The following is a 21,241-nucleotide window of genomic DNA, read 5'->3' on the forward strand; positions in this document are numbered from 1 at the left end:
GACGTCCGGTTTGTCACCTCTGTTGCTAGATGTGACATAGCGTTTCGGCACCTTTGACGCGCAGTAACGGTACGCCTGGCAGGCCAAACGCGTACACTACCGCCCTTTCGTGCCGAGTGCTAAATCCTTTCCGGCACGGGGTTGCCCGCGTCGCGGATCGCCCGCGCCACCGGCACCCGGGCCAGCAGCGCGAAGCCGATCACGAAGAACGCCACGAGCGAGATGATGGCGTCCCGGTAGCTCCCCGTGAGCTGGTAGGTGAGGCCGAACAGCAGCGGTCCCAGCCAGCTCATGCCCCGGTCGCTCATCTCGTACGCCGAAAAGTACTCGGCTTCCTTGCCCGGCGGTACCAGATGCGAGAAGAGCGAGCGGGACAGCGCCTGGCTGCCCCCGAGGACCAGCCCGATCCCGGCGGCCAGCACGAAGAACCAGAACGGTGCCCCGGCGGGCAGGAAGTACGCCGCGACCAGGGTGAGCGTCCAGGCGGCCAGCGAGCCGAGGATCGTCCGCTTGGCCCCGTGCCGCCGGGCCAGCGCGCCCAGCGCGAGGGCGCCCGCCACCGCCAGTACCTGGACCAGCAGGATCGCCGTGATCAGCGTGGACTGCCCGAGCCCCAGCTCCCGGGAGCCGTAGACGGACGCCTGGGAGATCACCGTCTGGATGCCGTCGTTGTAGATCAGGTACGCCAGCAGGAACGCGAGGGTCAGCGGGCGGCGCCGCATGTCGCGGACGGTGGCCGCGAGCTGCCGGAAGCCCGGCGCCGACGCCTGCCGCGCCGGGGCGCGGCGGTCGCGCAGCCGCCGCAGGGGGATCAGGGCGAAGGCGCCCCACCACAGGCCGGCCGAGGCCAGGCAGACCCGCACCGCCTCGCCCTCGGAGAGCCCGAAGGAGTCGTGGGCGGTGTACAGCACCAGGTTCGCGACCAGGACCAGCGAGCCGGAGGCGTAGCCGAAGGCCCAGCCGCGGGAGGAGACCGCGTCCCGTTCCTCCGGCGGGGCTATCTGCGGCAGGTAGGAGTTGTAGAGCATCATCGCCACGGACTGCGCCGCGTTGGCGACGACCAGCAGCGCCCCGCCGAGCAGATAGCGGTCGCCACCGAGGAAGAACATGGCGGTGGTCGCCGCCGCCCCGGTGTACGCGGCGGCGCCCAGCAGGGGCTTCTTGCGGCCCGAACGGTCCGCCGCGGCGCCCACCAGGGGCATCACCAGCACCGCCACGATCACCGACAGGGAGACCGAGTACGCGAAGAACGACCCGGCGCGCACCGGGACGCCCAGCGGGTGGACATATCCCCGCCCGTCCGCCGCCGACTCGGCGACCGAGGTCAGATAGGGCCCCAGGAACACGGTGAGCACGCTGGTCGAGTAGACCGAGCAGGCCCAGTCGTAGAAGTACCAGCCGCGCTGCTCGCGCCGCCGGTCACCGGACCCGTCGGCGGCGTCGGCCGCGTCCTCGCGCACGGCGTCCGTGCCCACCCGTGTCCCCGCCTCCCCGTCCGCGCGTCCCACCCCGCCGGCCTCAGGCCCAGACGCCGCGCTCGGTCATGACCGAACGCAGGGTGCCGATGTGATCGGTCATGATGCCATCCACCCCCAGGTCCAGGAGCCGGTGCATCCGGGCCGGATCGTTCACCGTCCACACGTGCACCCGGAGCCCTCGCGCGTGGGCGGCGTGCACGAAGCGCCGGTCCACCACCGGGACAAGCGACTGGGCCTCGGGCACCTGGGCCGCCACCGCCGAGCGGCGCGGCGCCACCGGGAACCCCCAGGAGCGCAGCCGCAGTCCGAGGACGCCCCGGACGCCGTAGGAGGTGGCCAGGCGGGGACCGGCCAGCCGCTGGGCGCGCGCCACCCGGGCCTCGGAGAACGAGCCGACGCAGACCCGGTCCCAGGCGCCGGTCCGCCCGATCAGCTCCAGCAGCGGGCGCAGTGCCTGTTCCGCCTTCACGTCGATGTTCCAGCGCGCCCCGGGGAGGGCCTCCAGGAGGTCGTCGAGGAGCGGGACGGGCTCCCGGCCTGCCACCCGCGCCTCCCGCACCCGCTCCCAGGGCAGTTCCGCGATCCGCCCGGTGCCGTCCGTGACCCGGTCCAGGGTCGCGTCGTGGAAGGCGACCAGCCGCCCGTCCCGGGTGACGTGCACATCGGTCTCCAGGTACCGGTAGCCCGCCTCGACCGCCCGGCGGAACTGCCGCAGCGTGTTCTCCAGGCCGTCCGCCGCCCCGCCCCGGTGGGCGAAGGGGATGGGGCCGGGGTGGTCGAGGTAGGGATGGCGCGTCGCGGTGCTCACGGACGCAGTATCGCGCCCTCCGGTTTCCCGTCGGCGACGGGCGGGGTGCCACCGGATGCCGCGGGGACGGCGAACACCCGCAGGAACACCTGGGCGAGGGGGCCGATGGCGACGGCGTAGAGCACGGTGCCCACGCCGATGGTGCCGCCGAGCAGGAAGCCCGACACCACGACGGTGACCTCCAGGACGGTGCGCACCAGGCGCACCGACAGCCCGGTGCGCGCGTTGAGCCCCGTCATCAGCCCGTCGCGCGGTCCCGGACCGAACCGGGCCGCGATGTAGAGGCCGGTGGCCACGCCGTTCAGGACGGTCCCGGCCACCATGAAGGCGATCCGCGCCGCCATGGCGCGGGCGTCCGGCACCACCGCCAGGGTGGCGTCCATCGCCGCGCCGATGACCAGCACGTTGGAGACGGTGCCCAGGCCGGGGCGCTGGCGCAGCGGTATCCACAACAGCAGCACCAGCGCGCCGGTGAGGGTCACCACCAGGCCCATGGAGAGACCGGTGTGCCGGGAGAGCCCCTGGTGGAGCACGTTCCACGGTTCCAGGCCGAGCCCGGACCGGACCAGCAGCGCCGAACTGGCTCCGTAGAGCACGAGACCGCCGTAGAGCTGGATCAGCCGTCGTGCCAGGTGCCGATGCCTGTGGCCGGACAAAGCGCGCCCCCTGTGAGGATGGTGGTGGCCTGGTGCATGACACCATGTGGCGTGAGAAGCGATGTCAACCATGGCCAATTCAAAGAAGGTGGACTGATTATCGTGGCTCAGTGGACCTCGGCCGTGGGGGCGGCCCAACTCGCCCGACTGCTCGGCTCCCAGCAGGAGCGGCCCGCCGGCCCGGGCGCGCGGCGCCCGCCCGCCTACCGCGCTCTCGCCGACGGCGTCCGGGTGCTGGTGCTCGAAGGACGGGTGCCGGTCGCCGCCCGGCTGCCCGCGGAGCGCGAGCTGGCCCTCGCCCTCACCGTCAGCCGCACCACCGTCGCCGCCGCCTACGAGGCGTTGCGCGCCGAGGGGTTCCTGGAGTCCCGCCGCGGCGCCGGGAGCTGGACCGCCGTCCCGGCCGGGAACCCGCTGCCGGCGCGGGGCCTGGAACCGCTGCCGCCGGAGGCGCTCGGCTCGATGATCGACCTCGGCTGCGCGGCCCTGCCCGCGCCCGAGCCCTGGCTCACCCGCGCCGTCCGGGGTGCACTGGAGGAGCTGCCGCCCTACGCCCACACCCACGGCGACTACCCGGCCGGGGTGCCCGCGCTGCGCGCGATGATCGCCGAGCGGTACTCGGCCCGGGGCATCCCCACCATGCCCGAGCAGATCATGGTGACCACGGGGGCCATGGGCGCCATCGACGCCATCTGCCAGCTCTTCGGCGGGCGCGGCGATCGGATCGCCGTGGAGTCGCCGTCGTACGCCAACATCCTCCAGCTCATGCGCGAGGCCGGGGCGCGGCTGGTGCCCGTCGCCATGGCCGAGGGGCTGACCGGCTGGGACATGGACCACTGGCGCCAGGTGCTCCGCGACGCGGCGCCCCGCATCGCGTACGTGGTCGCGGACTTCCACAACCCCACCGGCGCCCTGGCCGGCGAGGACCAGCGGCGGCAGCTGGTGGAGGCGGCCCGCTCGGCGGGCACCGTCCTGGTGGCCGACGAGACCATGACCGAGCTGTGGCTGGAGGACGACATCGCCATGCCGCGCCCGGTGTGCGCCTTCGACCCCGCCGGGTCCACCGTCATCACGGTCGGCTCGGCGAGCAAGGCGTTCTGGGCCGGGCTGCGCATCGGCTGGGTGCGGGCCGCGCCCGAGGTGGTCCGCAGCCTGGTCGCCGCCCGCGCCTACGCCGACCTGGGCACGCCCGTGCTGGAGCAGCTCGCTGTGAACTGGCTGTTCAGCACGGGCGGCTGGGAGCAGGCGGTGCGGGTGCGCCGGGAGCAGGCCCGCGAGAACCGGGACGCGCTGATCACCACGGTGCGGCGGGAGCTGCCGGACTGGGAGTTCGAGGTGCCGCGCGGCGGACTCACCCTGTGGGTGCGCACCGGGGGCCTGTCCGGCTCGCGGCTGGCCGAGGCGGGGGAGCGGGTCGGGGTGCGGGTGCCGTCCGGGCCCCGGTTCGGCGTCGACGGCGCCTTCGAGGGCTATGTCCGCCTGCCGTTCACCGTGGGCGGGGCGGTGGCCGAGGAGGCCGCGGTCCGGCTGGCCGCCGCCGCCCGGCTGGTGCGCAGCGGCGCCTCCGGAGCGGGGGCGGGCCCGCGCAGCATCGTGGCGTGACGACCGGGCCCGCCGCGGTCCGCCGGGCGGTGTGACCCGGCCCGGCGGAACCGGCGTCGGAAGGTGTCGGCCTCAGCGGGTCTCGGCGGCCACGGCCCCGGGCGCGGCCTCCGACGGGACGGCGCCGACGGGGACGGGGCGTTCCACGACCGCACTGACGGGGAGGGGGCCCGCGGGGACGGTGCCGGCTGCCTCCGTCCCCTCCTCGTCCGCCGGGGGCCGGTCCACCGGCGACACCGGTTCCGCCGGGGCCGTCCGCGCCCCGGCGAGCGACTTCGCCAGGACCACCCGCACCGCGACCGGGACCGGCGCGGCCGCCCGCGTTCCGTTCCCCTCCGTCCCGGTCGCCTGCGCCCCGTTCCCCTCCGTCCCGGTCGGGAGGGGATCGATCGCCCCGCCGACGGCCGCCGCGCCGTCCGCCCGGGCCCGGCCGCTCTCCGTCCCCTCCGTCTCCTCCGTCCCCATCCCCGTCCCCGGGGAGGGCTCCTCGGGTGCGGCCGGCGCGCCCTCCCCGCCCGCCGGAGCGGTGCGGGGCGGCAGCAGGTCCAGCACCGCCTGCCGGTGGGCGTCGCTGGTCGCGTCGTCGTACGGGTCCGGGGTGGCCGGGACCTGGAGGCGGAGCACCGGGCCCGTGCCCAGGCGGGCGTAGCCGCGCCCCGGCGGGACGTGGTCGACGGCGGTGGTCCGCGGCGGCGCCCCCAGGACCGTGGTCAGCTCCTCGGCGGTGGCCGGGCCGAGCACGACCCGGGCGCGGGTGTGCTGCCGCACGGCCTCCCCGAGCGCCCCGTAGCCGTCGAGCTGGTCGGCGACGACCACGGTCACGTTGGCGGCGCGCCCGTGCCGCAGCGGCAGTTCGAGCAGGGTCTGGGGATCGGGGCGGCCGTCGGCCGCGGCCAGGTGCGCGAAGGCGCCCGGCCGGTCCACCAGGATCCACAGCGGACGCCGGGTGTCCTCCGGCGGGGGCTCGCCCTCCTGGCGGGCCCGATTGACCGCCACCAGCCGCCGCTCGGTCTCCTGGGCCGCCCATTCGAGGCCGGTCAGCGCACCGGCGAGGCCGCACTCGACGGCGAGGACCCCTTCGCGCCCGGTCAGGCAGGCGTACTCGCCGGTGCCGCCCCCGTCGGCGATCAGCAGATCGCCGTGGCGCACGGCCTGGAGCGCGACGGAGCGCAGCAGGGTGGAGGTGCCGGTGCCGGGCCGGCCCAGCACCAGGAGGTGCGGCTCGGTGGAGCGGATGCCGGTCCGCCACACGACCGGCGGCACGTCCCGCCGCTCCTCCCCGTGGGTGAGGGGGAGGGTGCGCCGCACCCCGGTCGGGTCGGTGAGACCGAGGACCGTCTCGCCGGGCGTGGTGACGAAGGGCTGCGCGGCGACGTCGGTCGGCAGGGGCGCGAGGGCGGTGACCGAGAGGTGGTTGGCCTCCTCGTCCCAGGCGAAGTGGTACTCGCGGGAGCGCCCGGCCTTGGCCGTGAGCAGGTGCTCGATCCTGGCCCGGGAGCCCGGCTCGCCGTCGGTGAAGTAGGCGGGGTAGCGGATCACCAGACGGGCGAGGCGGCCCGAGTCGTCGAACTCGTGCTCCGGGAACGCCTCCGGCCAGGCGCCCCCGTGGGCGTACAGCGGCTCGGGGTCCTCGGGGACGGTGAAGTAGGGGACCAGCGCCTCGTAGAGCGACTGGAGGCGCCGTCGCTGCCCGTCGTCGGGGCCCTCGGGCGCGGGCCGGGTGCGGTTCCGGCCCTGCCAGGCCGCCGCCGCCATCAGCACGGCACCGGCGAGCAGCGGGCCGTACGGCATCAGCGCCACGACCATGACCACCGAGGCCGCCAGGAACAGCAGCGCGCCGCGCCGGTCCCTGGGGGTCCCGGTCCAGTGGCGCCCCGCCGCCGAGGCGAGCCGGCGCAGACCGCGGGCGATGGTGATCAGCGGCTGGAGGACGTCGGTGGCGCCGTCGGCCGCCGTCCGGGCCAGCTCCCGGCTCCGGGCGAGCTGTGCGCCGCCGTTGCTCAGAATGCGGGGGAGGGGCCGCCGGGCCACTGCTGCCTCCTGGAAGTGCGTGTGTGCGGGGGGTCGGGCGGGGATGCCGGGCGGGTGCGCCGGGTCAGAACCTGAGCCCGCCGAGCAGGCCCGCCAGGCTCTCGCCGCCCGCCTTGATGCTGGGGGCGATGGCCGTGCTCGCGAGGTAGAAGCCGAAGAGGACCGCTACCAGCGCGTGCGAGGCCTTGAGCCCGTCCTTGCGGAAGAAGATGAAGACGACGATGCCGAGCAGGACCACGCCTGAGATCGAGAGGATCATGTGAGTTCTCCTGGTTCGCGGGGACAGTCACCATGAGTACTTCCAGGATCACAGGATGTATCCATACGATTAAGGGTGCAAATGGGCGAATCTCGGCGGAAACAACACGAGTGGCGGAGTCCTTCCCGTGCCGGTCGGGTGGCGCCCGCCGCCCGGCCCCCGCCGGTGCCGATCTTTGCGCGGCGGGTGTCCCTTCCGGCGCCTGCCGAGCCAGTACTCTGGCGATTCACTCGCACGGCCGCACCGCTCGCGGCCGTGCGCACACAGTCCCCGACGGTCGTCCGGCCGTGAGTGAGAGGTGGTCCGGCCACATGAGTGATGCCCCCGACCCCGAGGTCGTGGAGCTGGCGACCAGGATCTTCGACCTGGCCCGGCAGGGCCGCACCGGGGAACTGGTGGCCTACGTCGACGCCGGGGTGCCCGCCGACCTCACCAACGACCGCGGCGACTCCCTCGTCATGCTCGCCGCCTACCACGGCCACGCCGACGCGGTCCGCGCCCTGCTGGCCCGCGGCGCCCAGGCCGACCGGATCAACGACCGGGGCCAGACCCCGATCGCCGGTGCCGCCTTCAAGGGCGAGGCGGAGGTCGTCAAGGCCCTCCTCGAAGGCGGAGCCGACCCTTCCGCTGGAACCCCCTCCGCCGTCGAAACGGCCCGGATGTTCGCCCGCGCCGAACTCCTGGAGCTGTTCGAAGCGCGGTGATCCGGCGCTGGTCCGGCCGGGGTCCCACCTCGCTGACCAGCGGGAACACGGAAATCGGGGCAGGCGGTGCCAGACCGCCGAAATATCGGTCGCGGCGCGTGTGACCGCCGGGTCATCATGACGACGTGATTCACGGACGTGATGGCTGGGCAGGAGTTGCCGCACCGCGCGGACCGTGACACGGCCCGTGCGGGCCATCGACGAGAGGCAGAGGAACATGGTCTACAGCAAGCAAGAGACGGCGGGCTCACCGACGTGTTGTCGCGCGTCCAGGTAACGCGTTTCCCCGGTTGCGTCGACGCTTGATGTGAGGCTGTTTCCCATGTTCGATCCGGTCATAGCGCCCAGCGGTACGCTGCTCGGCCTGCTCCAGCGGGGTCGCGGCGACGGCACGCTGCACGCGCTCACCGCCCCGCGCCCCGAGGCGCTGGCGGCCCTCAACCACTGCGTGCTGCGCGATCCCCGCCACGACTGGCAGGTGGAGAACCGCTCCCTCTACTACGCCCGCCTCTACCTCGACCTCAACGGCGAACTGGACGAGGTCGAGGCCCACCTCTTCGGCGCCGAGGACATCCTCGACGACGACGAGTCCCGTACCGGACTGGCCCTCGCGGTCCTCGGCCACCTCGCCTCCTACGGCAGGCGGGACGCCCTCGCGCTGCTGCGCCGGTACGCCGAGCGCGGCGCCAACTGGGCGTGGGCCCTGGACGAGCTGGCGCTGCGCGACGACGACGCCGGGCTGCGCGCCCTCGCCGCCCCCGTCCTGGCCCGCTTCCCCGAGACCCCGCAGGGCGACGCCGAACTGGCCCTCGTCGTGCGCGACGCCTTCGAACCCCGGCCCTGGCGGCTGTGGGCCGAGGACCCGCGCGCGCCGATCGCCGCACGGGTGCGCGCCGCCCACGAGACCGGCTGCTTCGACCGCTGGCAGCGCCAGATGAGCCCCACCGGCCCCCGCCCCGGCTGGAGCGTCGGCGCCGTCCTCGACTGGGCCCAGCAGGGCGTGGACCGGGGCGCCGCCCTGCACGTGCCCGCCGCCCGCTGCCTGACCGCCGTCGCCGGCCCGGAGGACCGGGCCGAGATCCTGGACGCCGCCCGCACCGGCACCGAGGGCGCCCGCTGCACCGCCCTGCGCTACCTCGCCGACGGCGACGACCCCACCGCCCTCGACCTGATCGAGAACGCCGTGGCCGACGGCACCGCGCCGGTCGCGGAGGCCGCCGTCGACGCCTTCGAACGCATGGGCTCCGCCGGTGCCCTCGCCCGCGCCCGCGCCTGGGCGCACCGGCCCGGCCTCCTGGGCGCAGCCGCCGGACGGGTGCTCGCCTGCCGGGGCGACGCCCGCGACAGCGGCCTCGTCCTCACCGCCCTGCGCGAGGCGGTGCGCGCCGAGGGCCCGGACGCCCCCACCCTCTGGACCCTCGTCGACGGCACCGGACGGCTCGGCATCGGCTGCGCCGCCCCCGTGCTGCGCCATGTCTACCGCGAGACCGCCTCCTCCCATCTGCGCGGCCGGGCCGCCCGTGCCCTGGCCGCCACCGACCCCTCCTTCGCCGCGGGATTCGCCGTCGAATGCCTGTGGGACTGCGAGGAGACCACCCGCGAGCTCGCCGCCCGCTACGCGGAGACCGGTGACGCCCGGGTGGTGGAGCGGCTGCGGCGGCTGGCCGCCGACCCCGCCGAGGAGGACGAGGTCCAGACGGCGGTGCGGAGCCGGTTCGGACCGGACGCCCCCGCCGTGTGAGCCCCGCCGGGCGCGTTCCCGACAAGCGGGCAACCGGGCAACCGGGCGCGGCGCCTCGCGGGAGCGGGGCTCCGGGGTGCCGGGGCATGGAGCGCCCGGGGCCCGGGATGCCGGGGCATGGAGTGCCCGGGGTATGGAGCGCCGGGTGCCGGCGACCGGGCGCCTGCTGCCTGCCGCGCGCGGAGGGACGGGCGCCGGGGTCTTCCCCGGGGACGGCCGGGGAGGGCACCCGGCCGGGCGCGTGCCGGTACGACAGTGCCTCTGTACGTCAGTCTGCTCGTACGACCGTGTATCGGTACGCCTGTACGCCTGTACGCCTATGCGTCTGTGTGCCGAAGTGCCCGTGCGCCGGTGTGCGTGTGCTGCCCGTGCGCCGGAGAGCCACCCCGAGCAGCGGTACATCCGCCCCGTCCGCGTGCCCGTCCCTTCGTAGGGTCGTCCTCGTGTGCGGGCCGCGTGTCCGTCAGCGGCGTTGGACCGGCACGAAGCGCACCGGGGTGCCCGGGACCGCCTGGGCGGCCGCGGGGAGGTCGGCGGCGCGCACCACGCCGATCACCGGATAGCCGCCGGTCGTCGGATGGTCCGCCAGGAACACCACCGGGCGCCCGTCCGGCGGCACCTGCACCGCGCCCAGCACCATGCCCTCGCTGGCCAGTTCGCCGGAACGGCACCGGACCAGCGGCGGGCCGTCGCAGCGCAGCCCGACCCGGTTGCTCGCCGGTGACACCCGGTACGGGCGGGACGAGAACGTCCGTACCGCCTCCGGGGTGAACCAGTCGGCGCGCGGCCCCGGTGTCACCCTCAGCACCAGTTCCGCCGGGGGCCCCGGCCGGGGGGCGACGTCGACGTGCGCGGCGGGAGTCGCCGGCGGCCCCAGGGGCAGCAGGGCGCCGTCGGCCAGGGGTGGCGGACCGAGGCCGGAGAGCAGGTCCGTGGAGCGGCTGCCCAGCACCGGCTGGACGGCGACACCCCCCGAGACGCCCACGTAGGAGCGCACCCCGCCCCGGGCCGCCCCCACCTCCAGGAGCGCTCCGGCCGGGACCCGGACCGGCGCCCCCCACGGCACGGGCCGCCCGTCCACCGCCACCGGGCAGGGCGCCCCGCCGACCGCCACCGTCACCGGAGTGCGCGGGCGCAGGGCGCAGCCGTCCAGCGTCGTCTCCAGGACGGCGGCCCCGGGCGGATTGCCGACCAGCCGGTTCACCAGCGCCGCGGCAGGCGGGTCCAGCGCGCCGGAGCGCGGCACCCCCAGATGGGCGTTGCCCGGCCGGCCGCGGTCCTGCACGGTGGTCAGGGCGCCGGCCCGCACCACCGCGAGCGCGCGGTCCGTCATGCCGTTCCCTCCCCGTCCCGGGGCACGAACCGCACCCGGGTGCCCGGCGACAGCAGCGCGGCCGGGACCCGCTCCGGGTCCCACAGCACCGCGTCCGTGCTCCCCACCACTTGCCAGCCCCCCGGCGAGGCCCGCGGATACACCCCGGTGTACGGGCCGGCCAGCGCCACCGAGCCCGCCGGGAGGGCCGTGCGCGGGGTCGCCCGGCGCGGCACCCCGTCGTACCCGGGCGGCAACCCCGTCAGATAGCCGAAGCCCGGTGCGAAGCCGCAGAACGCCACCCGGAACTCGGCCGCCGCGTGGATCCGGGCCGCCTCGGCGGGGGACACCCCCCAATGGGCGGCGACCCCGTCCAGGTCGGGGCCGTCGTAGCGGACCGGTATCTCCACCACGGCTCCCGCGGGCGCCGGCGCCGGGGGAACGTCGGCCGCCGCCAGTCCGGCCGCCACCCGCGCCGGGTCGTCCAGGCCGTCGAGCAGCACGGTGCGGGCCGCCGGGACGATCTCCCGGACCACGAGCGCACCCCGTTCGCGGCGCCGCAGCAACTCCTCGTGGAGCGCCCGCGCCTCCTCGCCCGAGCCGGTCTCGACGAGCAGGGCGTCGTCACCGACCGGCAGCACCCTCATGCGAACGCCTCCACCCGGACGCCCGACGCCGCCAGCCGCTCGCGTATGCGGCGGGCCAGCCCCACCGCCCCGGGCGTGTCCCCGTGCACGCACAGCGAACGCGCCCGCACGGCTATCCGCGCCCCCGAAAGCGCCACAACCGTGCCGGCGCGGGCCAGGTCCACCGAGCGCTCCACCACGGCGTCCGCGTCGGTGACCACCGCGCCCTGCGCGCCGCGCGGCACCAGCGTGGCGTCGTCCGCGTACGCCCGGTCCGCGAACGCCTCCGCGACCACCGGGAGCCCGGCCCGGCCCGCGGCCTCCAGCACCCGGGAACCGGGCAGCCCCAGCACCGGCAGCGCCCCGCCCGCGAGCAGCACCCCCTCGACGACCGCGGCGGCCTGCTCAGCGTCCCGCACCACCCGGTTGTAGAGGGCGCCGTGCGGCTTCACGTACGCCACCCGCGCACCGGCCGCCCGCGCGAACACCTCCAGGGCGCCCACCTGGTAGGCCACCTCGGCGGCCAGCTCCGCGCGCGGCACCTCCATGGCGCGCCGTCCGAATCCGGCCAGGTCCCGGTAGGACACCTGGGCGCCGATCGTCACGCCCCGCTCGGCGGCCAGTTCGCACACCCGCCGCATGGTGACCGGGTCCCCGGCGTGGAAGCCGCAGGCCACGTTGGCGCTGGTGACGACCGACAGCAGGCCCTCGTCGTCGGTGAGCCGCCAGCGCCCGAATCCCTCGCCGAGATCGGCGTTGAGGTCGATCGAGGTCATGTCCCCTGTCTCTCCGCTCCATTGTCCGCGTCGCTCGTGTTGTCCGCCGGGGCGCACGCGCCGTCCACGGTGCCGACCGGCGTGCTGTCCACCGAGCCGGTCGGCGTCCCGACCGGTCCTCGTCCCGCCGGTCCGGCCCCGTTCCGGGGCGGGGCCGGGGCCTGGGTCGGGGGAGGCGGAAGGGGGCGGGAGCGTCGGCCGGTGGGGCGGGGAGGCCCCGAGGGGCTCACCGGGCGCTCGCCGGGGGTGGAGCGGTGTGCCGGACCGGTCCGCCGTCCTCGCACCGTAGAGGATCGTTCAACGATCCTTCAATACCCTTGTTGCCCCCTCCCGTTGTCCACGGTTGAATTCCGGGCATGGCAGAGCCGCTGACCTCCCTGGCCGACGACCGTGCCCTCCTCGGGCGGACCAGCACCGCCGAGCGGGTCGCGGACATCCTGCGCGACCGGATCGCGGAGGGGTACTTCCCGCCCGGGGCGCGGCTGTCGGAGGAGGGTGTGTGCGGGGCGCTCGGCGTCTCCCGCAACACCCTGCGCGAGGCGTTCCGCCTGCTCACCCACGAACGGCTGCTGGTCCACCGGCTGAACCGGGGGGTGTTCGTGCGCGTCCTGGACGTCGGCGACGTCGAGGACATCTACCGCACCCGCGCCCTGGTCGAACGCGCCGTCGTCCGGGGCCTGGGCGAAGCCCCCCACGGCCTCGGCGCGCTGGCCGCAGCGGTACGGGAGGGCCGGCGCGCGGCCCGCGAGGACGACTGGAACGGGGTGGCCACCGCCAACATCCGCTTCCACCGCGCGCTGGTCGCGCTCGCCGGCAGTGTCCGCACGGACGAGCTGATGCGCGGCGTCCTCGCCGAACTGCGTCTCGCCTTCCACGTCGTGGACGATCCGCGGCGGCTGCACCAGCCCTACATCACCCGCAACGCGGAGGTCCTCGCGGCCCTGGAGGCGGGTGACCGGGCGGCGGCGGAGCACCTGCTCACCGACTATCTGGACAGCTCGCGGCGCCGCGTCGTGGAGGCGTACCGGGACCGGGTCGCGGGCGGCGGGGAGCGCGAGGCGGCGGCAGCGGCGGCCGGCGGCGGCTGACGGAGGGCGGCTGACGGGGCGCCGGCGGCGGGCCGGCACGCCCGCGAGGACGGCGACCGCCGGGGACGACGGACGGTCGCGGCGACCGGCGGCGACCGGCGGTGGCCGCGGGCGGGCGGGGGCGCGCGACGCGGAGGCGCGGGCGGTGCCCGGGCCCGACGGCGGCGCGGCATTCGGGCACCCGGTGCGAGCGCGGCCCCGGGATGTCCGGAACCGGACGGTCCCGGACGGCCCGCCGGTGCCCGGGACACCGGGAACACGGGCGCCGCGCGACGGACCGGGCACCGCCCCGGGTTGGCCGGAAACCGTGCCGCCCACCGGAGGCCGGGGCGCCCCGGGGGAGCGGGGCTTCTGCGTCGTTTGGGTTGTTGTCGGACCGAGGACCTAGTCTGTGCACCGTGACTTCGCCTGCACCGACGGACAGCGTTCCGCCCCAGCTCAGCGCGGGGCCGCGCCCCGCCCCGGGACCGGCCGCCGACGAGGGGCTGGCGCGGCGGCTGCGCGCGCTCGCCTGCACCGCGCCGCTGCACGACCTGGACGCCCGCAAGGCGAATCTCGCCGGTGAGTACTCGGTGTACGGCATGGCGGAGATCGCCCTCGCGGGCATCGACCTCGTCACGCTCAACATGGACTTCGACACCGGCGCCGACCACGACCAGATAGTGACCCGCCTGCTGCCCCGCGTCGCCGCCCAGGCCCCCTCGCGCCCCGCCGCCGAGCACGAGCGGGTGGCCCGCTGGGTCATGGAGAACCTGATCAACGTCGGCAGCGCCGACCGCGGCTTCCGCGCCGTCTACGGCACCTTCGGAGCGGACGGCGCCTATGTACGCCGCGACTACGACTTCAAGCTGATCGAGGAGGTCCCCGGCCCCGGCGGCACCGTCTACCTGCGCACCACCGACGAGGCGGTCAACGTCCTGGTGGGCGCGCTCGACACGGACGTCACCAGCGCCCAGATCGCCGCCGAGGTCAAGCTGGAGGTGCTGATCAGCCGCGGCCGGCTGGCCGACGCCCAGCTCGCCGCCGAGCAGGCCAGGTACCGCACGGTGCAGTACTCCGAGACCCTGCGCCGGTCCCTGGACGCCACCCGCCGCAACGTCCGCGCGGTCGACTGGCTGCACGCCGTCCCGGACATGATCGCGGAGGCCCTGGAGCACGTCGCGGACCGCTACCGCCACGAGAACGCCATCCTCACCAACATCCGCAAGGCCCGCGACGAGTCGGAGGAGCCCGAGCAGAAGCGCCGCGCCGCCGAACTGGTCGACATCGTCAAGGACTGCATCCGCCGCCACACCCAGCTCCAGTCCCGGCTGCTGGAGGCCGGTCCGCTGTTCCGCGCCGAGCAGGACCGGCAGGCCTTCGCCACCCCCCTGACCACCTCGGGCCTGGACCTCTACGGCCACCTCGTCGCCCCCGTCCTGCCGCTTCCCCTGGAGCGGGCGCACCGGGTCACCGACGCCTTCTTCGCCCGGGGCACCGGTCTGCGCACCCCTGTCTCGGTGCGGATCGGCGACCTCGTCGACATCCTGCTCACACCGCCCGTGGAGCGGGAGCACCTGGGTGCCGAGATGCCGGAGCCCGACCTCATCGCCACCCCGGACGACAGCCGCTTCAGCGAGGAGCAACTGGCCGCCGCCATGGAGCTGCTCGACCTCCCGCACGACGCGCCGCGCCGACTGTCCGGGCTGCTCGCCGAGGCCCGGGGCCGGGACACCGACCTCCCCTATCTGGTCGCCCTGCTGGCCGTCCACGCCGCCAGCCCGCCGGTCGGCACCGCCTACCGGCAGGGCGAGCCGAAGCTGCTGTTCGCCGTGGACGACGGGACCGAGCTGGACGACCCCGAGTTCGGCGGCGCCGACCTCATCGTCGGCACCGCCCTGCTGGACGCGGCGGGCATGGCCGCCGACCGGACGGAGGCGGCGTGAGCGGCGCCCACCTCCCGCCATCGGGCACCCGGGAGCAGCCCCGGTCCACCCGGCGGCTCCTTTCCCGGCCGCCCCGCGACGAGCCCGGCCTCCCGCCCCGCGACGAGCCCGGCCTCCCGGCCCGCGGCGGCCTCCCGGCCCGCGGCGGCCTCCCGGCCCGCGGCGGCCTCCCGGCCCGCGGCGGCCTCCCGGCCCGCGGCGGCCTCCCGGCCCGCGGCGGTACCCGGCACCGCCCGGTGTCCCGGGCCCACCACGCCGTCCGGGCCGAGCCCCGGCCCCAGGACGAGTACCAGGACGAGCACCAGCGCAGCGAGGAGTCCCGCCCGTGACCGAGCACGTCGACCGGAGCGAACCGGAGACGGGCACCGCACCCGCCCCCGCGGCCGTCACGCCCGCCGACGCCGCCGACGCGGCGCGGCTCGTCGCCTTCGGCCTCCAGCCCAAGCTGCTCCCCGCCCGCGACCAGGAGTACGCCGACCTGCTGCGCCGCCACCGCGAGGACCCGGCCTTCGCGCGCCTCGCGGACGCCGTCGCCGCCGGGCTCGGCCTCGTCGTCCTGGAGGTGTCCCCGCGCGCGGGCATGGCCGTGGCCGCCGCCGAGGACTCGGTGTTCGCCGTCCGCATGGGCGACTACGCGCGCCGCGCCGCCACCGACGCCGGTGACCGCTTCCTGCACGGGCTCGCCCACCTCGCCGTCGCCGCCCTCGCCTTCCCCCGCCCCGAGGACCTCGCCGACGACGGCTACATCGGCCGGGTCACCGTCAACGGCGTCGACGCCTTCGTCCGCCAGGCGTGCCGCCGGCTGGAGGAGCGCGCGGAGGGGGCGGGCGAGAACACCGACCCGGCCACCGACGCCCCCGGCCTGGAGGCGGCCTGGCGGATCTGGGCCAGACGCAGCGCCACCGGCGCCACCAAGGACGCCCGGCGGCTCCCCGGCTCCACCACCGGCATCGTCGGCAAGGCCGTCGCCTTCCTCACCGACTCCGGCTTCCTCCAGCGCACCGGCGACGAGGGCGGCGGCACCTACCGCACCACCCCCCGCTACCAGCTCCAGGTGCGCGACATGGCGGGCGCCGCCGCCATGGCCGAACTGCTGGAGCTGGGCGTCGTCCCGGTCACCGACGGCACCGCCACCCTGTTGCCCGCCGAGGAGACGGAGGACCTGGAACTGGTGGCCGACGCGGGCCTCCCCTTCCACTCGCCCTGATCCGCCCGGCCGCCCCGGCCCGGTGACCGGGGCCTTTGGGCCGGGGACCGGCGTTCCGGGGGCACCGGCCCACAGGAGCCGCGGACCGGCGGCCGGCTCAGACCCCGGCAGCCGGGCTCCGGTCCTCCCGGGACCGCCCCGGCCCCCGGACGGGCCCGCCCCCGGGCACGGCCCGGAACGGCCCCCCGCCGCCCCCCCCGTTGCCGACCCCGCCGCCCCCTCGTCCCCGACACCCCGCCCCCACCCCGCCCACGAAGACTTACGAGAGTCCGCCATGTACGAGCTGTCCCGGGTCCGCCTCTACTCCATCGGGCCCGCCGGCGCGCGCTACGCCGACACCGTGCTCGACCTGCGCGGCGTCGGCGAGCCGGTGCCCGACCCCGCGCCCGCCCAGGCGGAGTTCTTCGCTGAGGAGCCCGTCGGCCCGCCGCGTCGCCCCGCGCCCGCGGGCGTGCTCTTCCTGGAGAACGGCGGCGGCAAGTCCGTCCTGCTCAAACTGATCTTCTCGGTGATGCTGCCCGGCCACCGCAACACCCTGGGCGGCGCCAGCTCCGGCGTCCTGCGCAAGTTCCTGCTCGCCGACGACTGCGGCCACGTCGCCCTGGAGTGGCAGCACGTGCAGACCGGCGAGTGCGTCGTCGTCGGCAAGGCCAGCGAATGGCGGGGCCGCCAGGTCTCCAACGACCCCCGCAAGTTCGCCGAGGCCTGGTACTCCTTCCGGCCCGGCCCCGGACTCGCCCTGGACAACCTGCCCGTCGCCGAGGCCACCTCCGTGCGCCCGCCCGCCGAGGGAGTCTCCGGCGCCCGGGGCAGGCGGCGCACCATGAAGGGCTTCCGCGACGCGCTCACCGAGGCCCACAAGGCGTACCCGCACCTCGAGGTGCACTGGGAGGAGACCCACGAGCGCTGGACCGAGCACCTCGGCGACCTCGGACTCGACCCCGAACTCTTCCGCTACCAGCGCGAGATGAACGCCGACGAGGGAGAGGCGGCCGGCCTCTTCGCCGTCAAGAAGGACTCCGACTTCACCGACCTGCTGCTGCGCGCCGTCACCGACACCCGGGACACCGACGGCCTCGCCGACCTCGTCGGCGGCTTCGGCAGCAAGCTCGGCCGCCGCGCCGAGCTGATCGCGGAACGGGACTTCACCGCCGGGTCCGTCGACCTCCTCGGACGGATCGTCGAGGCCGCCGGCGCCCGCGCCCGGGCCCGCGACGTCCACGCCGGGGCCGAACGCCGCACCAGGACCCTGGCCCGCCGGCTCTCCGCCCGCGGCGCCCGCGAACGGGCCCGGGCCGCCGACCTCGCCCAGCGGGTCACCGCCGCCGCCCAAGCCGTCACCCACGCCGGTGCCGACCGCGACCGGACCGCCCTCGTCTCCGCCGAACTCGCCTACCGGCACGCCTCCCTGGCCCTGGCCGCCGCCGAGAGGACCGCTGCCGCCCAGAAGCGCGAACTGGCCGACGCCCGCACCCTGCACTCCGCCTGGCAGGCCGCCGAGGCCGTGCTGCGGCACCGCGCCGCCGCCGACCGCGTGGCCCGGGTCTCCGCCGCCATCCAGGAGGCCGAGCGGGACGCCGCCCCCGCCCTCGCCGCCCGCTCCCGGGCCGCCGTCGACCTCGTCCGCGCCCTGCACGCCGCCGCCGGGCGGGCCGAACAGCAGGCCAACGAGGAGGAGGAGCGGTCCGCCGCCCTCCAGGAGGTCAGCGACACCGCCCACCGCGACGCCACCACCGCCGCCACCGAGGCCCAGCGCGCCCGCAGCGAGGCCGGCCACCTCCGCCAGCGCCTCACCGAGGTCGAGCAGGAGACCGCCGAGGCCGTCCGCGCCGGCTGGCTCGACGACAGCGCCCCCGACGCCGACCCGGCCCGCGCCGCCCTCGCCGCCAGTGACGCCGAGAAGGGCGCCGTCGCCGCCTGGGAGACCGCCCGCGAGGCCGCCCTCCGGGCCACCGAGCACGCCCGCGAGGCCGCCGCCGCCGAGTCCCGCGCCGAACTCACCGCCGCCCGCGCCGCCGACGCCGCCACCGCCGCCGACCGCGTCCACCAGGCCGAGCACCGCGCCGCCGAGGCCCTCGCCGCCGAGGACCGGCTCGCGGAACTGCTCGGCCTCGCCCCCGGGCCCCGCCCCGGCATCCCCCAGCCCCGCAGGGACACCGACCGCGACCCCGCCGGCCTCCCGGCGGCCCACGGGCCGTCCGGCACCGCCCTGACCGCCGGGGAACTGGACCGCTGCGCCGACGAACTGCGCGAGCTGCTCGACGGCACCGTCTCCGGCGCCGAACGGACCCTCTTCGACCTGCGCACCGCCGCGGCCGACGACTCCCGCATCCTCGGCGCCCTCGGCGACGGCGGACTCCTCCCGCCCGGCCCCGACGTGCTGGCCACCGTGGAGTTCCTCGGCGAGCACGGCATCCCCGCCCTCCCCGGCTGGCGCTACCTCGCCCAGGCCGTCGACCCCGCCGACCACGCCCGGGTGCTGGCCGCCCGGCCCGAACTGGTCGACGGCGTCGTCATCACCGACCCCGACTCCCACACCCGCGCCCGCGAGGCCCTCGGCGAGGCGGCCCTGCTGCCGCGCTCCGCCGTCGCCGTCGGCACCGCCGCCGCCCTCCTCGCCCCCACCCCGGCACCCGGCACCGGACCCGAGGACGTCTTCCTCGTCCCGCCGAACCCGGCCATGCACGACGAGCACGCCGCCGACGAGGAGCGCCGGGCCCTGCGCACCCGGGCGACCCGGCGCGACGAGGAGATCCGCGCCCTCGCCGCCCGCCTCGGCAAGGACCGTGAACTGGCCGCCCGGCTCGCCTCCTGGCGCACCGGCTGCCCCGCAGGCCGCCTCGCCGAACTGGCCCGCGCCGCCGAGGACGCCCGCTCCTTCGCCGAGGAGACCGAAGCCGAACTGGTCCGGGCCCGCACCCTGCGCGCCGAGGCCGACGAGAGCGCCGCCGAGACCACCGCCGTCCGCGACGAGCGGCAGGACGCCGCGCAGCGGGCCCGCCGCGCCGCCGACGCCCTCGCCGGACTCGCCTTCCGGCTGCGCGAACGGTCCGGCTGGCAGACCCGGCTCCGCGAACTCGCCGACGACGGCGCCGAGGCCGAGGCCCGCGCCCAGGTCTGCCTGGACACCGCCCGCGCCGCCGACGAGGACCGGCGCGCCGCCCAGCGCGCCGCCGACGACGCCCGCCGCACCGCCCGCGCCCTGCGCGCCGAGCGCTCCGAGATCGCCGGGGCCCCCGACGACGTGCCCGACGACGGCACCGCCGGGCCCCGCACCTCGCTGCCCGCCCTCCGCGAGGCCTACCGGGCCGCCTCCCAGGTGTACGAGAAGGTCGGCGTCGGCGCCGACCTGCGCGCCGAACAGGCCCGTGCCGAGAGCGACGAGAGCGCCGCCCTCGCGGAGCTGGACCGGCTCAGCAACAAGGTCCGCACCCGCGCCGGGCAGTTGCTCGAATCGCCCGACGGCTCCGACGGGCCGTCCCGGCAGGCCGCCGCCGCCCGCGCCGAGGAACTGGTGCAGCTCCTGGAGACCCGGATGTCAAGCGCCAGCGAGAGGCTCGGACGGCTGCGCGGCGAGTCCGAGCGGCTCGCCCCCGGCGACGGCGACGACGCCCACACCGCGCTCCCCGAGGAACTGCTGCCCCGCGACGCCGAGCACGCCCAGGCCCTGCTGCGCACGGCCACCGCCGAACTCTCCGCCCGCACCGGGGCACTGGACGGCGCCCGCGAGGCCCACACCGGCCTCCTCGACGCCCACCGCGCCGCCGAGGAAGCCGCCGGAGGCTTCGACGAGACCGCCGCCATCCTGCGCGACCTGCTGCGGGAGCACCCGGCGGAGGAGGAGGCGGAGGAGCCCGAGCCCTACCCCGGCGGCCCGGAGGAGGCCCGGCGCGCCGCCGCCGAGGCCCGCCGCTCGCTGCGCGGCTGCGCCGCCGACCTCAGCGCCGCCGAGGCCGCCGTCCGCGAGGCCGGTGACGTGCTCGTCCGGCACGCCAACTCCACCCGCTACGAGCAGGTCCGCACCCCCGCCCGGCAGCAGATCCGCGAGCTGCCCGCCGCCGCGCTGCCCGAGCACGCGGCGAAGTGGGCCGACGCCTTCGCCCCCCGGCTCCGCGTCCTCACCGACGAACTGGCCCAGCTGGAGCGCAACCGCGACTCGATCGTGGACCGGCTGCGCGGCCTGGTCGAGTCGGCCCTGGCCACCCTGCGCTCCGCCCAGCGGCTGTCCCGGCTGCCGGAGGGGCTCGGCGAGTGGTCCGGGCAGGAGTTCCTGCGCATCCGCTTCGAGGAGCCCGACCAGGCCACGCTCACCGAGCGCCTCGGCGAGGTCGTCGACGAGGCGACCCGCTCCGCCGTGCGGAAGAACTCCGACCTGCGCCGCGACGGCGTCTCCCTGCTGCTGCGCGGAGTCGCCGCCGCCCTGCAGCCCAAGGGCGTCGCCGTGGAGATCCTCAAGCCCGACGCCGTGCTGCGCGCCGAGCGCGTCCCCGTCGGGCAGATGGGGGACGTCTTCTCCGGCGGCCAGCTGCTCACCGCCGCCATCGCGCTGTACTGCACCATGGCCGCGCTGCGCAGCAACGACCGGGGCCGCGACAAGCAGCGGCACGCGGGCACGCTGTTCCTGGACAACCCCATCGGCCGCGCCAACGCCACCTACCTGCTGGAGCTCCAGCGGGCCGTGTCCGACGCGCTCGGCGTCCAGCTCCTGTACACCACCGGGCTGTTCGACACCACGGCGCTCGCGGAGTTCCCACTGGTGATCCGGCTGCGCAACGACGCGGACCTCCGGGCCGGGCTGAAGTACATCAGCGTGGAGGAGCACCTGCGCCCCGGGCTTCCCCAGCAGGCGCCGGCGGGCGACGGGGAGGCCGTGCACAGCGAGATCACGGCGACCCGGATGTTCAAGCGCCCCGCCCCGGCCTCCGGCTGACGGACCGCCCGGCGGGCCCCCGGCCCCGGGGCGCCCCTGGCCCGGAGCCCGGCCCGGCCCGGACGTCAGTTTTGCCCCGGCCCCGGCCCCGGTCCGAC

15 protein-coding genes and 1 pseudogene are annotated in these 21,241 nt (G+C 76.5%); 8 read left to right on the forward strand and 8 right to left on the reverse strand.

Features of this window, described 5'->3' with window-relative positions:
- Positions 1-119: 119 nt before the first annotated feature.
- The 3 genes from GTY84_RS27980 to GTY84_RS27990 are packed head-to-tail and all read right to left on the reverse strand — an operon-like array spanning position 120 to position 2,942.
- Complete coding sequence (locus GTY84_RS27980) at positions 120-1,475, reverse strand: MFS transporter (protein ID WP_161229188.1); 1,356 nt, start codon at positions 1,473-1,475, stop codon at positions 120-122.
- 43 nt (positions 1,476-1,518) lie between these two features.
- Entirely contained in the window at positions 1,519-2,286 is a 768-nt protein-coding gene (locus tag GTY84_RS27985) for a glycerophosphodiester phosphodiesterase (RefSeq protein ID WP_161229189.1), read from the reverse strand.
- Positions 2,283-2,942 carry a hypothetical protein gene (locus GTY84_RS27990; RefSeq protein ID WP_161229190.1) on the reverse strand — a complete coding sequence of 220 codons (660 nt, stop codon included), beginning with the start codon at positions 2,940-2,942 and terminating at the stop codon, positions 2,283-2,285. Before GTY84_RS27990 ends, GTY84_RS27985 begins: the two co-directional genes overlap by 4 nt.
- Positions 2,943-3,044: 102 nt before the next feature.
- On the opposite strand from GTY84_RS27990, the gene GTY84_RS27995 reads away from it, so the two are divergent.
- Positions 3,045-4,544 (forward strand): PLP-dependent aminotransferase family protein, encoded by a 1,500-nt coding sequence (locus GTY84_RS27995; protein WP_161229191.1) that lies wholly within the window; start codon positions 3,045-3,047, stop codon positions 4,542-4,544.
- Positions 4,545-4,616: 72 nt separating this feature from the next.
- On the opposite strand, the gene GTY84_RS28000 is transcribed toward GTY84_RS27995, so the two are convergent.
- Positions 4,617-6,575, reverse strand: a complete 1,959-nt coding sequence (locus GTY84_RS28000) for a hypothetical protein (protein ID WP_345943544.1) — start codon at positions 6,573-6,575, stop codon at positions 4,617-4,619.
- Between the two features lie 64 nt (positions 6,576-6,639).
- Positions 6,640-6,834, reverse strand: a complete 195-nt coding sequence (locus tag GTY84_RS28005) for a hypothetical protein (protein ID WP_161229192.1) — start codon at positions 6,832-6,834, stop codon at positions 6,640-6,642.
- A 311-nt stretch (positions 6,835-7,145) separates the two neighbouring features.
- Here GTY84_RS28005 and GTY84_RS28010 point away from each other — a divergent pair, with 311 nt between their 5' ends.
- Entirely contained in the window at positions 7,146-7,538 is a 393-nt protein-coding gene (locus GTY84_RS28010; RefSeq protein WP_161229193.1) for an ankyrin repeat domain-containing protein, read from the forward strand.
- Positions 7,539-7,860: 322 nt separating this feature from the next.
- Positions 7,861-9,279 carry a HEAT repeat domain-containing protein gene (locus GTY84_RS28015; protein WP_161229194.1) on the forward strand — a complete coding sequence of 473 codons (1,419 nt, stop codon included), beginning with the start codon at positions 7,861-7,863 and terminating at the stop codon, positions 9,277-9,279.
- 463 nt (positions 9,280-9,742) lie between these two features.
- Here GTY84_RS28015 and GTY84_RS28020 read toward each other — a convergent pair whose 3' ends face one another.
- From GTY84_RS28020 to GTY84_RS28030, 3 genes are read right to left on the reverse strand one after another with little or no spacing between them, the layout of a single operon-like run.
- Entirely contained in the window at positions 9,743-10,612 is an 870-nt protein-coding gene (locus GTY84_RS28020; protein WP_161229195.1) for a biotin-dependent carboxyltransferase family protein, read from the reverse strand.
- Complete coding sequence (locus GTY84_RS28025) at positions 10,609-11,238, reverse strand: carboxyltransferase domain-containing protein (protein WP_161229196.1); 630 nt, start codon at positions 11,236-11,238, stop codon at positions 10,609-10,611. Before GTY84_RS28025 ends, GTY84_RS28020 begins: the two co-directional genes overlap by 4 nt.
- Entirely contained in the window at positions 11,235-11,993 is a 759-nt protein-coding gene (locus GTY84_RS28030; protein WP_161229197.1) for a 5-oxoprolinase subunit PxpA, read from the reverse strand. Before GTY84_RS28030 ends, GTY84_RS28025 begins: the two co-directional genes overlap by 4 nt.
- Positions 11,994-12,349: 356 nt before the next feature.
- Here GTY84_RS28030 and GTY84_RS28035 point away from each other — a divergent pair, with 356 nt between their 5' ends.
- The 5 genes and pseudogenes from GTY84_RS28035 to GTY84_RS28055 all read left to right on the forward strand — a co-directional run bounded on the left by GTY84_RS28035 (position 12,350) and on the right by GTY84_RS28055 (position 21,143).
- Positions 12,350-13,081, forward strand: coding sequence for a GntR family transcriptional regulator (locus GTY84_RS28035; protein WP_161229198.1), 732 nt, complete (start codon positions 12,350-12,352; stop codon positions 13,079-13,081).
- A gap of 398 nt (positions 13,082-13,479) precedes the next feature.
- Positions 13,480-15,006 carry a hypothetical protein gene (locus GTY84_RS28040; protein WP_161229199.1) on the forward strand — a complete coding sequence of 509 codons (1,527 nt, stop codon included), beginning with the start codon at positions 13,480-13,482 and terminating at the stop codon, positions 15,004-15,006.
- Complete coding sequence (locus GTY84_RS28045; protein WP_161229200.1) at positions 15,003-15,335, forward strand: hypothetical protein; 333 nt, start codon at positions 15,003-15,005, stop codon at positions 15,333-15,335. The genes GTY84_RS28040 and GTY84_RS28045 overlap by 4 nt, the downstream gene beginning before the upstream one ends.
- Positions 15,332-16,213, forward strand: a pseudogene (locus GTY84_RS28050) (hypothetical protein); the annotation flags it as partial. The gene GTY84_RS28045 and the pseudogene GTY84_RS28050, both read left to right, overlap by 4 nt.
- Positions 16,214-16,487: 274 nt before the next feature.
- Positions 16,488-21,143 (forward strand): hypothetical protein, encoded by a 4,656-nt coding sequence (locus tag GTY84_RS28055; RefSeq protein ID WP_161229202.1) that lies wholly within the window; start codon positions 16,488-16,490, stop codon positions 21,141-21,143.
- The last annotated feature ends 98 nt before the right edge of the window (positions 21,144-21,241 follow it).

The sequence above is a fragment of the Streptomyces sp. SID8352 genome (assembly GCF_009862265.1).
In the GTDB taxonomy this organism is placed as follows: Bacteria; Actinomycetota; Actinomycetes; order Streptomycetales; family Streptomycetaceae; genus Streptomyces.

Excerpts from the sequence above, each read along its gene's own strand:
- GTY84_RS28005 (WP_161229192.1), bottom strand. The coding sequence starts at position 6,834 with ATGATCCTCTCGATCTCAGGCGTGGTCCTGCTCGGCATCGTCGTCTTC.
- GTY84_RS28010 (WP_161229193.1), top strand. The coding sequence starts at position 7,146 with ATGAGTGATGCCCCCGACCCCGAGGTCGTGGAGCTGGCGACCAGGATC.
- GTY84_RS28015 (WP_161229194.1), top strand. The coding sequence starts at position 7,861 with ATGTTCGATCCGGTCATAGCGCCCAGCGGTACGCTGCTCGGCCTGCTC.
- GTY84_RS28020 (WP_161229195.1), bottom strand. The coding sequence starts at position 10,612 with ATGACGGACCGCGCGCTCGCGGTGGTGCGGGCCGGCGCCCTGACCACC.
- GTY84_RS28025 (WP_161229196.1), bottom strand. The coding sequence starts at position 11,238 with ATGAGGGTGCTGCCGGTCGGTGACGACGCCCTGCTCGTCGAGACCGGC.
- GTY84_RS28030 (WP_161229197.1), bottom strand. The coding sequence starts at position 11,993 with ATGACCTCGATCGACCTCAACGCCGATCTCGGCGAGGGATTCGGGCGC.
- GTY84_RS28035 (WP_161229198.1), top strand. The coding sequence starts at position 12,350 with ATGGCAGAGCCGCTGACCTCCCTGGCCGACGACCGTGCCCTCCTCGGG.
- GTY84_RS28055 (WP_161229202.1), top strand. The coding sequence starts at position 16,488 with ATGTACGAGCTGTCCCGGGTCCGCCTCTACTCCATCGGGCCCGCCGGC.